Here is a 16,141-nt window from a genome sequence, read left to right on the forward strand (position 1 = left end):
CGAGCTGGATGAAAGCAAATACGTAAGAACATTCCTGGTTATCATAGTAGCAAGAGTTGGCCGTGTCTTTTCTGAAAATCATCACATTCTGTTCTTTATGAATAACTTCTCCGTCACTGGAGTGACGAAATCTTCCATTTCAGCGTCATTCATTTAGCGGATGGTGCGGGTAACTGATGCGAGTCCGGCTATATTTTAGGCATTGCCGTTGAGATTAGGCCGAATGTTTCAGCCATTGACAAAACAATGCGCACAGTCAGAGGCTTAGTAGTTCCATAAGACGGTACTAAGCTTTATCATTCCCCCCACTTATTGCATTAGCAAAAAACGGATTTCATGTATCAGCCTGTCGCACTTTTTATCGGCCTGCGCTACATGCGCGGGCGCGCCTCCGACCGCTTTGGGCGGTTTGTTTCGTGGCTTTCGGCTATCGGCATCACGCTCGGCGTAATGGCGCTGGTGACCGTGCTGTCGGTGATGAACGGGCTGGAGCACCAGCTGGAGCAAAATACCCTCGGCTTAATGCCGCAGGCGCTGGTGACCAGCGACAGCGGTTCAATTAACCCGCAGACAACCCCCGCCGATTCGCTACATCTCAACGGTATCAGTAAGGTCACGCCGCTGACGACCGGAGAAGTGGTGATGCAGAGCGCGCGCAGCGTTGGCGTTGGGGTTATGCTGGGGATCAACCCCGATGAGCCCGATCCGCTCACGCCTTATCTGATGAACGTCAGGCAGCAGCAGCTGAAAAGCGGCGAGTATAACGTCATCCTCGGTGAGCAGTTGGCCGCGCAGTTAGGTGTGCACCTTGGCGAACAAATCCGCCTGATGGTGCCTTCCGCCAGCCAGTTCACGCCAATGGGGCGCATTCCCAGCCAGCGTTTGTTTACCGTAATCGGTACTTTTGCCGCGAACAGCGACGTTGACGGCTATCAGATCCTCGTTAACCAGCAGGATGCTTCGCGCCTGATGCGCTACCCGGCAGGCAACATCACCGGCTGGCGTTTATGGCTGGATAAGCCGCTTGACGTTGACGTGGTCAGCCAGCAAAAGCTACCTGAGGGGCTGGTGTGGAAGGACTGGCGCGAGCGCAAAGGCGAGCTGTTCCAGGCGGTGAAAATGGAAAAAAACATGATGGGGCTGCTGCTCAGCCTGATCGTCGCCGTGGCCGCGTTTAATATCGTGACGTCACTGGGCCTGCTGATTATGGAGAAGCAGGGCGAAGTGGCGATCCTGCAGACCCAGGGCCTGACCCGGCGGCAAATTGTGGCGGTATTTATGGTGCAGGGTGCCAGCGCGGGCGTAGTTGGCGCCGTGTTGGGCGCGCTGCTTGGCATGCTGCTGGCCAGCCAGCTGAATAATCTGATGCCGGTTATCGGTGCGTTCCTTGATGGCGCGGCGCTGCCGGTGGACATTTCCCTGACGCAGGTGGCGACCATTACCGTAACGGCGATCGTCGTGGCGCTGCTGTCAACGCTGTATCCTTCCTGGCGCGCGGCCGCCGTTCAACCCGCTGAGGCTTTACGTTATGAGTAACAAGATCCTGTTGCAGTGCGACAACCTGTGCAAACGCTATCAGGAAGGCAGCGTGCAGACCGATGTCCTGCGCAACGTTTCCTTCAGCGTGCAGCCGGGTGAAATGATGGCTATCGTCGGCAGCTCCGGTTCCGGAAAAAGTACCCTGATGCATCTGCTCGGCGGGCTGGATACGCCGACCTCCGGCAGTGTGGTGTTTGACGGCAAGTCTCTGAATGAGATGTCCTCTGCTGCTAAAGCCGAGCTGCGCAACCGCGAGCTGGGCTTTATCTATCAGTTCCATCATCTGCTCCCGGACTTCAGCGCGCTGGAAAACGTGGCGATGCCACTGATGATTGGCAAAACGCCGAAGGCCGAAGCTCGCACCCGGGCGCTCGAAATGCTGAAAGCGGTGGGCCTCGATCACCGCGCAGAGCATCGCCCGTCGGAGCTGTCCGGCGGCGAGCGCCAGCGTGTGGCTATCGCCCGCGCGCTGGTCAATAATCCGCGGCTGGTACTGGCTGATGAACCGACCGGTAACCTGGACGCGCGCAACGCCGACGCGATCTTCGATCTGCTGGGTGAACTCAATCAGCGTCAGGGCACGGCATTCCTGGTGGTAACGCACGATCTGCATTTAGCCAAACGCATGCGTCGCCAGGTAGAAATGCGCGACGGCCAGCTCAGCGATCGCCTGACCATGGTGGGTAGCCTCTGATGGCGAATTCGCTCTCTTTACTGCTGGGCCTGCGTTTTAGTCGCGGCCGTCGTCGCGGGGGGATGGTCTCGCTGATTTCGGTGATTTCTACCGTGGGTATTGCCCTGGGTGTGGCAGTGCTGATCGTCGGCCTGAGTGCGATGAACGGCTTCGAACGTGAGCTGAACAACCGTATTCTTGCTGTTGTACCCCACGGTGAAATCGAACCGGTCAACCAGCCGTTTACCGGATGGCAGGGCATGCTGCCGAAAATTGAACGGGTACCCGGCGTGGCAGCGGCAGCCCCCTATATCAACTTTACCGGCCTGATTGAAAGCGGCAGCAAGCTCCAGGCTGTGCAGGTCAAAGGCGTGGACCCGCAGCAGGAATCTCGTCTCAGCGCGCTGCCTTCCTACGTGCAGGGCAATGCGTGGCAATCGTTTGGTGCCGGCAAGCAGCAAATCCTGCTGGGGCAGGGGGTGGCAAACAGCCTGAAGGTAAAGCAGGGCGACTGGCTGACCATCATGATCCCCAACAGCGATGCGCAGAATAAGCTGCTGCAGCCGAAGCGGGTACGTCTGCAGGTCAGCGGCATTCTTAAGCTGAGCGGCATGCTCGATCACGGCCTGGCGCTGGTTCCGCTGGCCGACGCGCAGCAGCTGCTGGGTATGGGCGATAACGTCACCGGCATCGCCATTAAAGCCGCCGATCCCTTCAGCGCCCAGAAGCTGATCCGCGAGGCGGGCAGCGTGACCAACGCCTATGTGTCAATCCGCAGTTGGATCGGCACTTACGGCTACATGTACCGCGATATTCAGATGATCCGCGCCATTATGTATCTGGCTATGGTGCTGGTGATCGGCGTGGCCTGTTTCAATATTGTCTCAACGCTGGTGATGGCGGTGAAGGATAAGAGCGGTGATATCGCCGTGCTGCGCACGCTGGGGGCCAAAGACGGCCTGATCCGCGCCATCTTTATCTGGTACGGGCTGCTGGCCGGGCTGGTGGGCAGCGTCAGCGGGGTGATTGTCGGCGTACTGGCCGCGCTGAACCTGACCGCTATCATTCATGCGCTTGAAGCATTGACCGGCTATCATTTCCTCTCCGGCGATATCTACTTCATCGATTTCCTGCCGTCCGAGCTGCACTGGCGTGATGTGGTTATCGTGCTGTTTACCTCACTGCTGCTCAGCCTGATCGCCAGCTGGTATCCGGCAAGGCGTGCCAGCCGCATCGATCCGGCACGTGTGTTAAGCGGCCAGTAAGCGAGGCAACGGATGTACTACGGTTTCGATATTGGCGGCAGCAAGATTGCGCTGGGCGTGTATAACGCGCAGCGCGAGCTGATCTGGAACAAACGGGTTGCCACTCCGACGCAGGATTACGAGCAATTTCTTTCGGTATTGCAGGCGCTGACCGCAGAGGCCGATGCGTTTTGCGGCTGCGTGGGCAGCGTGGGGCTGGGTATTCCTGGCCTGCCGGTGCCCGACGACGGTACGGTATTCAGCGCGAACCTGCCCGCCGCAAGGGGCCGCACGCTGCGTGCCGATCTCAGCCAGCGGCTGGGGCGCGAAGTCCGTATCGATAACGACGCCAACTGTTTTGCCCTCTCCGAAGCCTGGGACGATGAGTTTCAGGCCTATCCTGTGGTGCTTGGTATGATCCTCGGCACCGGCGTCGGCGGGGGAGTGATTGTCGATGGTAAACCGGTCACCGGCCGCAATTACGTGGTGGGGGAAATGGGGCATATGCGCCTGCCGGTGGATGCGCTGGAGGTGCTGGGCCGTGATATTCCGCTGCTCACCTGCGGCTGCGGCAAGAAGGGCTGTATTGAGGGATACCTCTCAGGTTCAGGATTTTCCTGGCTGTGGCAGCACTTTTATCACCAGACTCTCAGTGCGCAGGAGATAATCACCCGTTATTATCAGGGAGATGCTGATGCGCTGGCACACACCGAACGCTATCGTCAGCTGCTGGCGGTATGCCTGGGCAATCTGCTGACTCTGCTGGACCCGCATCTGGTGGTGCTTGGTGGCGGCCTGTCCAATTTTGATGCGTTATATGACGGCCTGGCGGAACGGGTTGCCCCCCTGCTGCTGCCGGTCGCCAAACCACCGCGCTTTGCCAAAGCGCGCCATGGAGACGCAGGCGGAATGCGCGGTGCCGCATTCCTGCATATTAAGGATTAGAGGATCGACTATGCGCACACCCCGCCGTCGCTTACGACTGGCCCGCTACAAAAAAAACCGCCGTCAGGTTCATCAGCGCTTTCGTCAGCGTATTTTTGAGCGCGATCGTAATCTCGAAATTTCACGTCAGCCGCTGCCGCGTGTGGTAGTGCTGACCGGTGCGGGGATCTCTGCGGAGTCCGGTATCCGCACCTTCCGCGCGGCGGACGGTCTGTGGGAAGAGCATAAAGTGGAAGATGTCGCCACGCCGGAAGGCTTTGCGCGTAACCCGCAGCGGGTGCAGGCGTTTTATAATGCGCGCCGCAGCCAGCTACAGCAGCCGGAGGTCAGACCGAACGCCGCTCATACCGCACTGGCCGAGCTGGAAGCCGTGCTGGGTGACCATTTCCTGCTGGTGACACAGAACATCGATAATCTGCACGAACGTGCGGGAAGCCGCAATATCATCCATATGCACGGTGAACTGCTGAAGGTGCGCTGCACCGGCAGCGGCCAGATCCTGCACTGGACCGAAGACGTGAAGCCTGATGACCGCTGCCACTGCTGCCAGTTCCCTGCGGTTCTGCGTCCGCATATTGTCTGGTTTGGCGAAATGCCGCTGCAAATGGATGAGATTTATCAGGCGCTGGCCGATGCGGATTATTTTGTGGCGATCGGCACTTCCGGGCACGTCTACCCGGCAGCGGGGTTTGTGCATGAGGCCCGTTTACAGGGCGCGCATACCGTTGAGCTGAACCTGGAGCCAAGCCAGGTTGGCAGTGAGTTTGACGAGAAGAACTACGGCCTGGCCAGCGAAGTGGTGCCCGCCTGGGTACGCGGGCTGCTGAGTAATCTTGGACGCCAGGCGTGATTAAGCCGCTTTACGTTTTGGCAACGAAAAAATCAGATGGGCGATAACGCCGCCGCAGAGTCCCCAGAATGCGGAACCCACCCCCACCAGCGTGACGCCCGAAGCGGTAATCAGAAAGGTGATTACCGCGGCGTCCCGCTGTTTCTCATCGCTCAGCGCCCGCTGCAGACTGCCGGCAATCGTGCCCAGCAGCGCCAGGCCGGCAATGGTATGGATCAGCGCCAGCGGTAGCGCGGTGAACAGCCCGCTGATGGCTCCGCCAAAAATCCCGGCAATAATGTAAAACACGCCCGCCGCCGCCGCCGCCATGTAGCGACGCTGCGGATCGCTGTGGATTTCCGGTCCCATGCAAATCGCCGCGGTTATTGCCGCAATGCAGAAGGTAAATCCGCCGAACGGGGCGAGAATCAGCGCCGTGGCACCGGTCCAGGCAATCAGCGGCGAGATCGGTACCTGATAGCCCGCGGCTTTGAGCGTGGCGATACCCGGGGCGTTCTGCGACGCCATGGTGACCACAAAGAACGGAATGCCAATGCCCAGCAGGCTGGATAGCGTGAAGTGCGGAGCAATAAATTCGGGCATCACCATACTCTGGCCGCCGCTAACGTGGATATTTCCCTGCATCGCGGCCACCGCCAGCCCCGCGAACAGCGTCAGTACGATGGCGTAGCGCGGCGTAAAGCGGCGGGTTAGCAGATAAACCAGGCACATTGTCCCGCTGAGGGCGAAATTCACCTGCAAAGCGCCAAAGGCGTCAATGCCGAAGCGCAGCAGGATACCGGCCAGCATGGCGCTGGAAATCGCCAGCGGAATATGATTCATCAGCCGTGCAAACAGCCCGGTCACGCCGCAGAACACAATCAGCGCCGAAGCGAAGATAAAAATGCCAATGGCTTCATTAATCGGGGTGCCCGGCAGGCTGGTCACCAGCAGCGCAGCACCCGGCGTCGACCAGGCAGTCAGAATCGGCGTGCGGTACCACAGTGAAAGCGTCAGGGTAGTGATACCCATACCCAGACCCAGCATGGTCAGCCAGCCGCCGGTTTGCTGCGGCGTGGCTCCGGCGGCTCCGGCGGCCTGGAAGATAATGGCGGCGGAGCTGGTATAGCCCACCAGCACGGCAACAAATCCGGCAATCAGCGCCGGGAGAGTAAGATAGCGTATTGAAAGGGGCGGGCGCATTGCAGGTTCCGAATTAGTGTGCGTTATAACGCACAAGTTAGCATCGTGCGTTATAACGTACAAGCGGATATACTCGCCCTGTTAACAGGAGGGAAAAGTGTGGACGATCTGCAAAATCATCTGGCGCATACGCTGAAAACCCAGCGTGGCCTGCGCGGGTGGAGTTTAAGCCAGGCTGCCGAAGTCACTGGCGTGAGCAAGGCGATGCTGGGGCAGATAGAGCGAGCGGAATCCAGCCCGACGATTGCTACGCTGTGGAAAATTGCCACCGGCTTTAACCTGCCGTTTTCCCTGTTTATTGATGCCCCGGATACGCCGCATGATGTCCCCAGACAGCAGAAGGGATTACCCGCATTTCGTCAGCCTAATCTGGCGATGCAGGTGCAGACGCTGTTCCCGTTTGATGCTACGACCGGATTCGAGATGCTGGTCATCGAACTGGCGCCCGGTGCCGTAAGCGAGTCTGCTCCCCACGAAGCGGGGGTGATTGAACATGCTATTGTCATTGAGGGGCAGCTGGAGCTGCGGGTTGCCGATGTCTGGCAAGTGATTGCTACCGGTGACGCACTGCGGTTCGAGGCCGATCGGCCCCATGCCTATCGCAACGGCGGCGCGCAGCCGGTGCGTTTTTATAATTTAATTCATTACCCACACCGCTAATGGCCTTCGCCGCACACTAAACTGACCTGAAACAATATGTATGGGTTTCCTAATGATGATAATCATTACTGGCATTCAGAGGGACGACAGATGAATAAATTACTCGATCGCTTCTTAAACTATGTAGCTGTGGATACGCAATCTAAAGGTAACGTTCGTCAGGTCCCCAGTACGGAAGGGCAGCTGCGCCTGGCGGATCGGCTTTGCGAAGAATTACACGATTTGGGGCTGCGTGATATCAGCTGCAGCGAGCACGGAATTGTGATGGCTACGCTGCCATCAACGGTGAGCTGGCCGGTGCCGGTGATTGGCTTTATTTCCCACGTTGATACCTCGCCGGATTTCACCGGTAAAAACGTCTCACCGCAGGTCATTGAAAACTATCGCGGTGGCGATATTGCATTAGGAATTGGCGATGAGATCCTCTCGCCGGTGATGTTCCCGGTTCTGCACGAGCTGCACGGCCATACGCTGATCACCACCGACGGTAAAACCCTGCTGGGTGCTGATGATAAAGCCGGTATAGCGGAGATCATGACCGCGCTGGCGAGGCTGATTGAGGGCAAACGGCCGCACGGCGAAATCCGCGTGGCGTTCACGCCCGACGAAGAAATTGGTAAAGGCGTGCACTTCTTTGACGTGGCGGCCTTCGGCGCCGACTGGGCCTATACCGTTGACGGCAGTGGCCTGGGGGAGTTTGAGTATGAGAACTTCAACGCCGCATCGGTGACGGTAAAAATCACCGGTAATAACGTGCATCCCGGCACGGCCAAAGGCGTGATGGTCAACGCGCTCGATCTGGCCACGCGCTTCCACCAGGCGCTGCCGCCGGAGGAAGTGCCGGAAAAAACCGCCGGTTACGAAGGTTTCTATCATCTGCACGGGATTAAGGGCGCGGTCGATCGGGCGGAAATGCACTACATCATCCGCGACTTCGACCGCGAGAGCTTTGCCCGGCGTAAAACGCTGATGCAGGATATTGCGCAGCGGATACAGCAGTCTCTGCCGCACTCGGCGTTGATTGAGCTGGTGATTGAGGACAGCTATTTTAATATGCGCGAGAAGGTGGAAGCCTGTCCGAAAAGTATCGACCTGGCACTCCAGGCGATGCGCGACTGCGATATTAACCCGCTGGTGAAGCCGATTCGCGGCGGGACCGACGGCTCACAGCTCTCCTATATGGGGCTGCCCTGCCCGAATCTGTTTACCGGCGGCTATAACTACCACGGCAGGCATGAATTTGCGTCGCTGGATAATATGGAGAAAGCGGTGCAGGTTATTGAACGGATTGCCACACTGACGGCGGAGCAGGCGAAGGCATCCACCTGAAAATGCGTTGATTCTGTGACTCTGTACCGCAGTCGAAAGGGCGGATGCCGCGTTATTCACGGCATCCGCTCTCAGGCGTCTTACTCTTCGTCGCCGAAGTACCAGTAGCCGCTGTTGACCAGCGCAGCCAGTTGGGCGAGGAATGACGGATCGTCCAGGGCTTCGCCAAGCGCTTCCTGGTTCAGCGTCAGCTGATTGGCCAGTGCGGTAAGCGCAGCGCGGTGCGGGGATTCAAGCTGCTCACCGTTGATGAATACCGCATCACCGATCGAAACGACGCGCAGACCGCCGAGGCGTGAAAGCGAGTCGCCCTGCTGAAGTGCGTCGTAGATTTCATCAGGCTGATACGGTGGCTCCGGTGGCGCGATATCCAGCTCGTGGCGCGACTGCGAAATAAACTCACCAAACCACTGATTAAACTGGTTCGGCTGGTCGATAACGTCCAGCATCATCTGGCGGATACCCGCCAGCTCTGCAGGCAGGATTTCTGCCGGGTTTTCGCGCGGCTGCACGTCCGGATCGCTGAAGCGATAGCTGCCCAGCTCACGGGACAGAACGTGATCGGCAAAGCCGCTGATCAGCTCACGCCCGCTCGGTGCTCGGAAGCCCACGGAGTAGTTAAGGGCGTTTTCCAGCGAATAGCCTTCGTGCGGGAATCCCGGTGGAATATACAGAATATCGCCCGGTTCCATCTCTTCATCGATGATGGCGTCAAACGGCTCAACCTGCAGCAGATCCGGGTGCGGACAGTGCTGCTTCAGCTCGGTTTTCTCACCCACGCGCCAGCGGCGGCGGCCGGTTCCCTGAATGATAAACACATCATACTGATCGAAATGCGGACCCACGCCGCCACCCGGCACCGAGAAGGAGATCATCAGATCGTCGGTACGCCAGTCGGGAAGGAAGCGGAAAGGGCGCATCAGCGCGGCAGAAGGTTCGTGCCAGTGATCGACCGCCTGCACCAGCAGCGACCAGTTATTTTCGCCCAGATGATCATAGCTTTCGAACGGGCCGTGCCCGACCTGCCATTTGCCGTTCTGGTGGCTGACGAGGCGGCTGTCCACCTCATTTTCCATTGCCAGCCCGGCCAGCTCATCGGGAGAGATCGGGTCGACGAAATTTTTGAAACCGCGCTTAAGCACTACCGGCCGTTTTTGCCAGTAGCGCTGAATAAAATCGGGCCAGTCGAGATCGAGTTGATAATCCATGAGGGTTTCCTGAAGCGCAAAAGTGGATCGATTATAACAGCGCGCGGGCCTGACTGTGTATCGTCTCGCTCAAATGTCTGCGCATAAGCAGTTTACTCATCCTTGTGCAGCAGTTCCTGGCGACGAAACACAATCTCCATCCGCGCTCCGCCAAGCTGGCTGCTGCTGGCGCTGATGTCCCCGGCGTACTGCTCCAGAATTTCACGCGCCAGGCCAAGGCCCAGACCCTGGCCCGGCCGCAGCGTATCGGCCCGCTGACCGCGAACAAAGACCAGGTCGCGTTTATTTTCAGGAATGCCGGGGCCGTCATCTTCCACGATCAGCTGCAGCTGGTTATCGGTCTGGCTGGCGGTCACTTCAACAAACTCCAGACAGTATTTGCAGGCGTTATCCAGCACGTTGCCCATCACTTCCATAAAATCGTTCTGCTCGCCCACGAAGATTAGCTCCGGGGAGATATCCAGCGTCAGCACCACGCCTTTGCGTTGATACACCTTGTTCAGCGCCGAACACAGGCTGTCGAGCAGGGCAGGCACCGAGTGCAGGTCACGCTTCAGGGCATGGTGGTCGGCCTGCATACTGGCGCGATGCAGATAGTAGCCAATCTGCTGCGAGATACGGCTGATCTGCTCCAGCATAATCGGCTCGGCCTGCTCTATCGACAGATTGCGGCCGCCGCGCAGCGAACGCAGCGTCGTCTGCAACACCGCCAGCGGCGTTTTCAGACTGTGGGTTAAATCGCTTAGCGTAGTGCGATAGCGGGTATAGCGCTGCCGTTCGTTATCCAGCAGCATGTTGAGGTTGCGCACCAGCCCTTTTAACTCCTGCGGGGGGGCCGGATCGAGCGTTTCCCGCACGCCGTTTTCCAGCTCGCGCACCTGGCCTGCCAGCGAGCCAATGGGGCGCAGACTCCAGTGCGCCGCCAGCCACAGCAGCGGAATAATCAACAGCAGATTCGCCAGCAGCACGTAGCTGAACCACGACCAGACAACGTCGGAATGCTGCAGCTCCTGCGGAATAGAGTCCACCACCACGATGGTCAGCTCCGGAAGATTGACGGTCGCCTCATAGCGGTTTACCGCCACCGAGTGGGTGAAGGTGTCATTGCCGTCATCGTCGTAGGCGCTGAGTTTATTCTGCGCATCGCGATCGTTACTCAGCACCTTGCGGCTGGTGTAGTTGTTGGTGTCGATCTCGTAAAAATCGGACTTGTTCAGCCATTCGCGGCGAATTTTACTGCGGATTTCGGGCACGTCGCGCTGCTGCCACAGCAGCTTGCCGCGATTGTCATAAATAAACACCAGCGCCGGGAAATTCAGTGACATCCGCTCCGGCTGTACGATGGTCAGGCGGTTGTTTTGCCACTGGGCGAGGGTAAAGAACAGATTGCTCTCGCTGCGTAGCACGCGATAGGTATTTTTATCAAAGCTCACCACGTAGCCGATCACCGCCACCATGCCGTAGGAGAGTGACATGGTCAGCACTACGGCGGCGGTGGCCAGCAGGAAGCGCACGCGCAGCGACAGCGGTTTTTTCCGGCGGAATATCTTCCGTAGCAGCGTCATCACGTCAGAGATCGAAACGGTAGCCCTGACCGCGCACCGTGGTAATCACATCCTGCGGGTGCTCTGCCTGGATCTTCTTACGCAGGCGCCCCATCAGGACGTCAATGGTGTGGCTTTCACGCAGTTCAGCATCAGGATACAGCTGCAGCATCAGCGAATCTTTGCTGACCACTTTGCCGACGTTGCGGATCAACGTTTCAATAATGGTGTATTCAAAGGCGGTTAACTTGATCTGCTGTTCGTTAATCGTCAGCTCACGGCGGGAGAGATCGATCTGGAACGGCAGCAGGGTAATAATCTGCGAGGCCAGGCCGCTGTTACGGCGCATCAGTGCCTGCATGCGGGCAACCACTTCCTCAATATGGAACGGTTTGGTGACGTAGTCATCGGCACCGGCTTCCAGTGCTTCAACTTTTGCCTGCCAGCCATCGCGGGCTGTCAGCACCAGAATCGGCTGACGCACTTCCTGGCTGCGCCAGCGGCGGATCATCGCCATGCCGTCTTCATCCGGCAGGCCGAGATCGACCAGCGTAATATCCGGCGTATGCTCATTGAGAAAATAATCCGCTTCTTTTGCGCCTTCCGCAGCATCCACCTGATGACCCATCTCGCGCAGCTGAACGGCAAGATGATGACGCAACAGAGGGTTATCTTCGACGACTAACACACGCATAACCTAATCCTTAATCGATTCGAACTGCATTGAGACGCAGCATAAACTGTCAGAAGTATAGGAGAAAGCAAATAAACCGCAGGTTAACGCGGGCCGACTAGCGCCGGCCCGGCGGGGGATTATTTCAGGTCATCAACCATCTGGATAGCGCGGCCGATGTAGTTGGCCGGCGTCATCTGCTTCAGACGGGTTTTTTCTTCTTCCGGCAGGGCCAGGCCATCGATAAACGTCTTCATGCCTTCGGCATCAACGCGCTTGCCGCGGGTCAGCTCTTTCAGCTTCTCATACGGCTTCTCAATGCCGTAGCGGCGCATCACGGTCTGGATCGGCTCAGCCAGCACTTCCCAGTTGTGATCCAGCTCGTCCAGCAGACGGTCACGGTTCACTTCCAGCTTGGAGATGCCTTTCAGCGTTGCCTGATAGGCGATCAGCGCGTAGCCCACGCCCACGCCGAGGTTACGCAGCACGGTGGAGTCGGTCAGGTCGCGCTGCCAGCGGGACACCGGCAGTTTGCTGGCCAGGTGCTGCATAACGGCGTTGGCCAGGCCGAGGTTACCTTCGGAGTTTTCGAAGTCGATCGGGTTCACCTTGTGCGGCATGGTGGAAGAACCGATTTCACCGGCAATGGTTTTCTGCTTGAAGTGGTTCAGCGCGATGTAACCCCAGACGTCGCGATCGAAGTCGATCAGAATGGTGTTAAAGCGGGCCATACAGTCAAACAGTTCGGCGATGTAGTCGTGCGGCTCGATCTGCGTGGTGTACGGGTTCCAGGTGATGCCCAGTGAGGTGACAAACTCTTCGCTCAGCTGATGCCAGTCCACTTCCGGGTAGGCGGCGATGTGGGCGTTATAGTTACCGACCGCACCGTTGATTTTACCCAGCACTTCAATGCGCTCCAGCTGACGCAGCTGGCGCTCAAAGCGGTAGGCAACGTTGGCCATCTCTTTACCCAGCGTCGACGGAGTTGCCGGCTGGCCGTGGGTACGGGAAAGCAGCGGAATATCGCGGTACTGCACGGCGAGATCCTTCACCGCGGCGATGATTTTATTCCAGTAAGGCACAATCACGTCGCGGCGCGCGGTATCCAGCATCAGCGCGTGGGACAGGTTGTTGATATCTTCTGAGGTACAGGCGAAGTGGATAAACTCAGACACGGCATGCAGGGCAGGCACGCTCTCCACTTTCTCTTTCAGGAAGTACTCAACCGCCTTCACGTCGTGGTTAGTGGTGCGCTCGATGGTTTTGATGCGCGCGGCGTCTTCTTCGCTGAATCCGGCGACAATAGCATCAAGGAAAGCGTTTGCGTCGGCGTCAAATGCAGGAACTTCCTTGATCGCAGCGTTGGAGGCCAGTTTTTGTAACCAGCGAACTTCAACCTCAACGCGGAATTTCAGCAGACCGAATTCGCTGAAAATGCCACGCAGTGGGCTGACTTTGTCGCCATAACGACCATCAACAGGTGAGACGGCGGTCAGAGAGGATAATTCCATTGTTGCTGCTCCAGGATCGGTTAAAAAAATCAGGTTGGTGTCCCGTTCAGGCGGGCCAGAATCGCTTTCGCCTCGTTAACAAGACGGCCACGGGAAAACATCAGCTGCAGGCGGCCACCGCCAACCTGCTGCCACAGCACCGCTGCGCGGATACCCGCCAGCAGCGCCGCACGAACTTTGCTCTGCACCTGCGTATTCTGCAGGATCGCCGGGGAACCGGTGACCTGAATACGCGGCCCGAGCGGGCTTATCACATCCACATAAATCCCGGCCATGGCGCTGACTAAGGTATCAGACTCCAGGCCGTAGTGCGCCAGCTGGCGATCGAGCTGCGCAATGCGCCGCGACAGCTCGTTCATCGCATCCTTGTTGCCGTTCAGCTTGCGCTCCAGCACCATCAGGCTCAGGGTATAGCGCGTCAGCTCCGCGCCCAGCCCCTGACGGCTGTTGCTGTTCAGCACCGCCTGCAGGGTTTCCAGACCAAAGCGCAGGTTGGCTTCATCGTCGCCAAATACCGCCAGCGTGGAGGAGGGATTCAGATCCAGCAGGCTGTTCAGCGAGACCTTTAGCGCCTCCGGCGGACACTGGCCCTGGTGCGCCAATTGCTGCACCAGGTGAGCGGACTGGCAAATACCGGCCAGTGCCAGGGTAATATCATAATAGTTCTTCGCCACGATGACTCCTGTTGTCTTCCCTGCGCGTCGTCTGTATCAGGCACTTACCAGAGGCAGACGCTGTTCAATAATGCCGCCGCCGAGGCAGACTTCATCAAGATAAAATACCGCTGACTGGCCCGGCGTTACCGCTGCGACCGGCTCGTCGAAACGAACCTCTATGCGCTCATCGTCGATCGGCGTGATGGTGCACGGAATATCTTCCTGACGGTAGCGGGTTTTCACCACGCAGCGCAGCGGGGCGCGAAGCACTTCGCGATCCACCCAGTGCAGCTGTTGGGCGATCAGCCCGACCGACATCAGGCGCGGGTGATCGTGGCCCTGGGCGACGATCAGCACATTATTCGCCACGTCTTTATCCACCACGTACCACGGCTGTTCGCTGTGATCTTTGGTGCCGCCAATGCCCAGCCCTTTGCGCTGGCCGAGCGTATGATACATCAGACCCTGATGCTGACCGACGGTGTCCCCGGCCACGGTAACGATCGGACCCGGCTGTGCGGGCAGGTAGCGGGCAAGGAACTCGGTAAATTTGCGCTCGCCGATAAAGCAGATGCCGGTGGAATCTTTCTTCTTCGCGGTAATCAGCTCCAGCTGTTCTGCGATGCGGCGTACTTCCGGTTTTTCCAGCTCGCCCACCGGGAACAGGCTTTGCGCGATCTGATCGGTGCCCAGCGTATAGAGGAAGTAGCTCTGATCTTTGTTGCCATCCAGGCCGCGCAGCAGACGGCTTTTGCCGTCAACGTCGGCACGGCGCACGTAGTGGCCGGTGGCGATATAGTCCGCCCCGAGATCTTCGGCGGCAAACTCAAGGAAGGCTTTAAATTTGATCTCTTTATTACACAGAATATCCGGGTTGGGCGTGCGGCCCGCTTTGTACTCCGCGAGGAAGTGCTCGAAGACGTTATCCCAGTATTCGGCGGCAAAGTTTACCGTGTGTAAATAGATGCCGAGCTTATCGCAGACGGCCTGCGCGTCGGCGAGATCGTCTGCTGCGGTGCAGTACTCTTCGCCATCGTCCTCTTCCCAGTTTTTCATAAACAGGCCTTCAACCTGATAGCCCTGCTGCTGCAGTAACCAGGCGGAAACGGAGGAGTCAACGCCGCCGGACATCCCGACGATCACTTTTTTCTGGCTGTTAGACATAATTACCTGACTTTAAAGTTTTTACCCTTATCCCCAAACCCGAGCGCACCGGCGGTTTTGATCTGTCGCAGTCGCAGACCGGGATCGGTCCGGCGCGATACTAAAAACTGCCGCTTTACCGTATTGGGGGATTTTCGGGCACCAGGAGTCGTTAAAGGCGACTCTGATAAAATTGCGGCAGCATTCTATCATGCACCGGCGGCGGGCGCATCCTCGCTAAACGGCCACTGGAAGGCGCTGAGGATCGACAGCGGATAGCGCGGGCCGTGCTGATAAACCCGCAGACTTTCGGCCACCAGCGGCGAGCGCAGTTTTTTCGACGTCAGGATCTCTTCCGGCGGCAGCCACCAGCAGCGATCGATGTCGCGGTCCTGCGGGTAGGTTTCAACGATAGCAGGCAGATCGAGGCAAAACAGAAAGCGCAGAAACGGCGTGTTGTCCGGTGCAATCCACTGGTGCATACCGAGAAACGCCTGCGGCACGGCTTCGATACCGGTCTCTTCCGACAGCTCGCGCGCGGCGGCCTGTAGCAGCGTTTCATTGGCCTCCAGATGGCCTGCCGGCTGGTTCCAGGTGGCGCGGCCGCGTACCCGTTCTTCAACAACCAGAAATTGTCCTTCGGCCTGAACGACGGTGGCGACGGTCACGTGCGGTTTGAACATGAGTAGCTCCTTAAAGTTAACGGCGTGCGGCTTCCACGCGCAGAGTCAGATCAGATGGCTGATATCGCGCCATTCGCCCGGGGCCAGTCCCTCTAACTGTAGCGTGCCCATCGAAAAACGAATTAAACGCAGGGTGGGGAAACCGATATGGGCGGTCATTCGCCGTACCTGGCGGTTACGCCCCTCAAACAGGGTGATCTTCAACCAGCTGGTGGGGATCGACTTCCGCTCGCGGATCGGCGGCTCGCGCTGCCAAAGCCAGTCGGGTTCAGCAACCCGTTCAATCCGGGCGGGCAGGGTG

General features: G+C 58.3%; 15 protein-coding genes and 1 pseudogene. 7 read left to right on the plus strand and 9 right to left on the minus strand.

All coding sequences use genetic code 11. The annotated features are described in order from the left end of the window. Positions 1–336: 336 nt before the first annotated feature. From lolC to cobB, 5 genes are read left to right on the plus strand one after another with little or no spacing between them, the layout of a single operon-like run. Positions 337–1,536, plus strand: coding sequence for a lipoprotein-releasing ABC transporter permease subunit LolC (gene lolC / locus IBT47_RS25855; RefSeq protein WP_200564017.1), 1,200 nt, complete (start codon positions 337–339; stop codon positions 1,534–1,536). Beyond that, positions 1,529–2,233: a lipoprotein-releasing ABC transporter ATP-binding protein LolD gene (gene lolD / locus IBT47_RS25860; RefSeq protein ID WP_200564019.1), complete on the plus strand. Its 705-nt coding sequence runs from the start codon at positions 1,529–1,531 to the stop codon at positions 2,231–2,233. Before lolC ends, lolD begins: the two co-directional genes overlap by 8 nt. After that, positions 2,233–3,477, plus strand: coding sequence for a lipoprotein-releasing ABC transporter permease subunit LolE (lolE, locus tag IBT47_RS25865; protein WP_105592784.1), 1,245 nt, complete (start codon positions 2,233–2,235; stop codon positions 3,475–3,477). The genes lolD and lolE overlap by 1 nt, the downstream gene beginning before the upstream one ends. A gap of 12 nt (positions 3,478–3,489) precedes the next feature. Next, a complete protein-coding gene (nagK, locus tag IBT47_RS25870) occupies positions 3,490–4,401 on the plus strand; it encodes an N-acetylglucosamine kinase (RefSeq protein WP_200564022.1) in 912 nt (303 codons plus the stop codon). 10 nt (positions 4,402–4,411) lie between these two features. Then, positions 4,412–5,251, plus strand: coding sequence for a Sir2 family NAD+-dependent deacetylase (cobB, locus tag IBT47_RS25875; protein ID WP_200564024.1), 840 nt, complete (start codon positions 4,412–4,414; stop codon positions 5,249–5,251). Here cobB and IBT47_RS25880 read toward each other — a convergent pair whose 3' ends face one another. After that, positions 5,252–6,433 (minus strand): benzoate/H(+) symporter BenE family transporter, encoded by a 1,182-nt coding sequence (locus tag IBT47_RS25880; protein WP_105592781.1) that lies wholly within the window; start codon positions 6,431–6,433, stop codon positions 5,252–5,254. A 99-nt stretch (positions 6,434–6,532) separates the two neighbouring features. Here IBT47_RS25880 and IBT47_RS25885 point away from each other — a divergent pair, with 99 nt between their 5' ends. Together IBT47_RS25885 and pepT are read left to right on the plus strand one after the other, a co-directional pair. Beyond that, positions 6,533–7,093 (plus strand): cupin domain-containing protein, encoded by a 561-nt coding sequence (locus tag IBT47_RS25885; protein WP_200564026.1) that lies wholly within the window; start codon positions 6,533–6,535, stop codon positions 7,091–7,093. A 90-nt stretch (positions 7,094–7,183) separates the two neighbouring features. Further along, a complete protein-coding gene (pepT, locus tag IBT47_RS25890; protein WP_200564028.1) occupies positions 7,184–8,422 on the plus strand; it encodes a peptidase T in 1,239 nt (412 codons plus the stop codon). A gap of 80 nt (positions 8,423–8,502) precedes the next feature. Here pepT and IBT47_RS25895 read toward each other — a convergent pair whose 3' ends face one another. The 8 genes and pseudogenes from IBT47_RS25895 to IBT47_RS25930 all read right to left on the minus strand — a co-directional run. Beyond that, positions 8,503–9,630 (minus strand): cupin domain-containing protein, encoded by a 1,128-nt coding sequence (locus IBT47_RS25895; RefSeq protein ID WP_200564030.1) that lies wholly within the window; start codon positions 9,628–9,630, stop codon positions 8,503–8,505. Positions 9,631–9,722: 92 nt separating this feature from the next. Continuing rightward, positions 9,723–11,195 carry a two-component system sensor histidine kinase PhoQ gene (gene phoQ / locus IBT47_RS25900; RefSeq protein ID WP_105592777.1) on the minus strand — a complete coding sequence of 491 codons (1,473 nt, stop codon included), beginning with the start codon at positions 11,193–11,195 and terminating at the stop codon, positions 9,723–9,725. 4 nt (positions 11,196–11,199) lie between these two features. Next, positions 11,200–11,868, minus strand: a complete 669-nt coding sequence (gene phoP / locus IBT47_RS25905) for a two-component system response regulator PhoP (RefSeq protein ID WP_105592776.1) — start codon at positions 11,866–11,868, stop codon at positions 11,200–11,202. Between the two features lie 119 nt (positions 11,869–11,987). Then, a complete protein-coding gene (purB, locus tag IBT47_RS25910; RefSeq protein ID WP_200564033.1) occupies positions 11,988–13,358 on the minus strand; it encodes an adenylosuccinate lyase in 1,371 nt (456 codons plus the stop codon). A gap of 29 nt (positions 13,359–13,387) precedes the next feature. Next, positions 13,388–14,032, minus strand: coding sequence for a high frequency lysogenization protein HflD (hflD, locus tag IBT47_RS25915; protein ID WP_105592774.1), 645 nt, complete (start codon positions 14,030–14,032; stop codon positions 13,388–13,390). Positions 14,033–14,068: 36 nt separating this feature from the next. Next, complete coding sequence (mnmA, locus tag IBT47_RS25920; RefSeq protein ID WP_105592773.1) at positions 14,069–15,178, minus strand: tRNA 2-thiouridine(34) synthase MnmA; 1,110 nt, start codon at positions 15,176–15,178, stop codon at positions 14,069–14,071. A 188-nt stretch (positions 15,179–15,366) separates the two neighbouring features. After that, positions 15,367–15,840, minus strand: a complete 474-nt coding sequence (locus tag IBT47_RS25925; RefSeq protein ID WP_105592772.1) for an NUDIX domain-containing protein — start codon at positions 15,838–15,840, stop codon at positions 15,367–15,369. A 45-nt stretch (positions 15,841–15,885) separates the two neighbouring features. Beyond that, a pseudogene (locus tag IBT47_RS25930) lies at positions 15,886–16,141 on the minus strand (23S rRNA pseudouridylate synthase); the annotation flags it as partial.

Origin of the sequence: Erwinia sp. S43 (assembly GCF_016624745.1) — a bacterium.
Lineage (GTDB): Bacteria > Pseudomonadota > Gammaproteobacteria > Enterobacterales > Enterobacteriaceae > Erwinia > Erwinia coffeiphila.

Coding starts and splice junctions, on each gene's coding strand:
- pepT (WP_200564028.1), top strand. CDS start 7,184: ATGAATAAATTACTCGATCGCTTCTTAAACTATGTAGCTGTGGATACG.
- IBT47_RS25925 (WP_105592772.1), bottom strand. CDS start 15,840: ATGTTCAAACCGCACGTGACCGTCGCCACCGTCGTTCAGGCCGAAGGA.
- mnmA (WP_105592773.1), bottom strand. CDS start 15,178: ATGTCTAACAGCCAGAAAAAAGTGATCGTCGGGATGTCCGGCGGCGTT.
- IBT47_RS25895 (WP_200564030.1), bottom strand. CDS start 9,630: ATGGATTATCAACTCGATCTCGACTGGCCCGATTTTATTCAGCGCTAC.
- phoP (WP_105592776.1), bottom strand. CDS start 11,868: ATGCGTGTGTTAGTCGTCGAAGATAACCCTCTGTTGCGTCATCATCTT.
- lolC (WP_200564017.1), top strand. CDS start 337: ATGTATCAGCCTGTCGCACTTTTTATCGGCCTGCGCTACATGCGCGGG.
- cobB (WP_200564024.1), top strand. CDS start 4,412: ATGCGCACACCCCGCCGTCGCTTACGACTGGCCCGCTACAAAAAAAAC.
- purB (WP_200564033.1), bottom strand. CDS start 13,358: ATGGAATTATCCTCTCTGACCGCCGTCTCACCTGTTGATGGTCGTTAT.
- lolE (WP_105592784.1), top strand. CDS start 2,233: ATGGCGAATTCGCTCTCTTTACTGCTGGGCCTGCGTTTTAGTCGCGGC.
- nagK (WP_200564022.1), top strand. CDS start 3,490: ATGTACTACGGTTTCGATATTGGCGGCAGCAAGATTGCGCTGGGCGTG.
- IBT47_RS25880 (WP_105592781.1), bottom strand. CDS start 6,433: ATGCGCCCGCCCCTTTCAATACGCTATCTTACTCTCCCGGCGCTGATT.
- phoQ (WP_105592777.1), bottom strand. CDS start 11,195: ATGACGCTGCTACGGAAGATATTCCGCCGGAAAAAACCGCTGTCGCTG.
- lolD (WP_200564019.1), top strand. CDS start 1,529: ATGAGTAACAAGATCCTGTTGCAGTGCGACAACCTGTGCAAACGCTAT.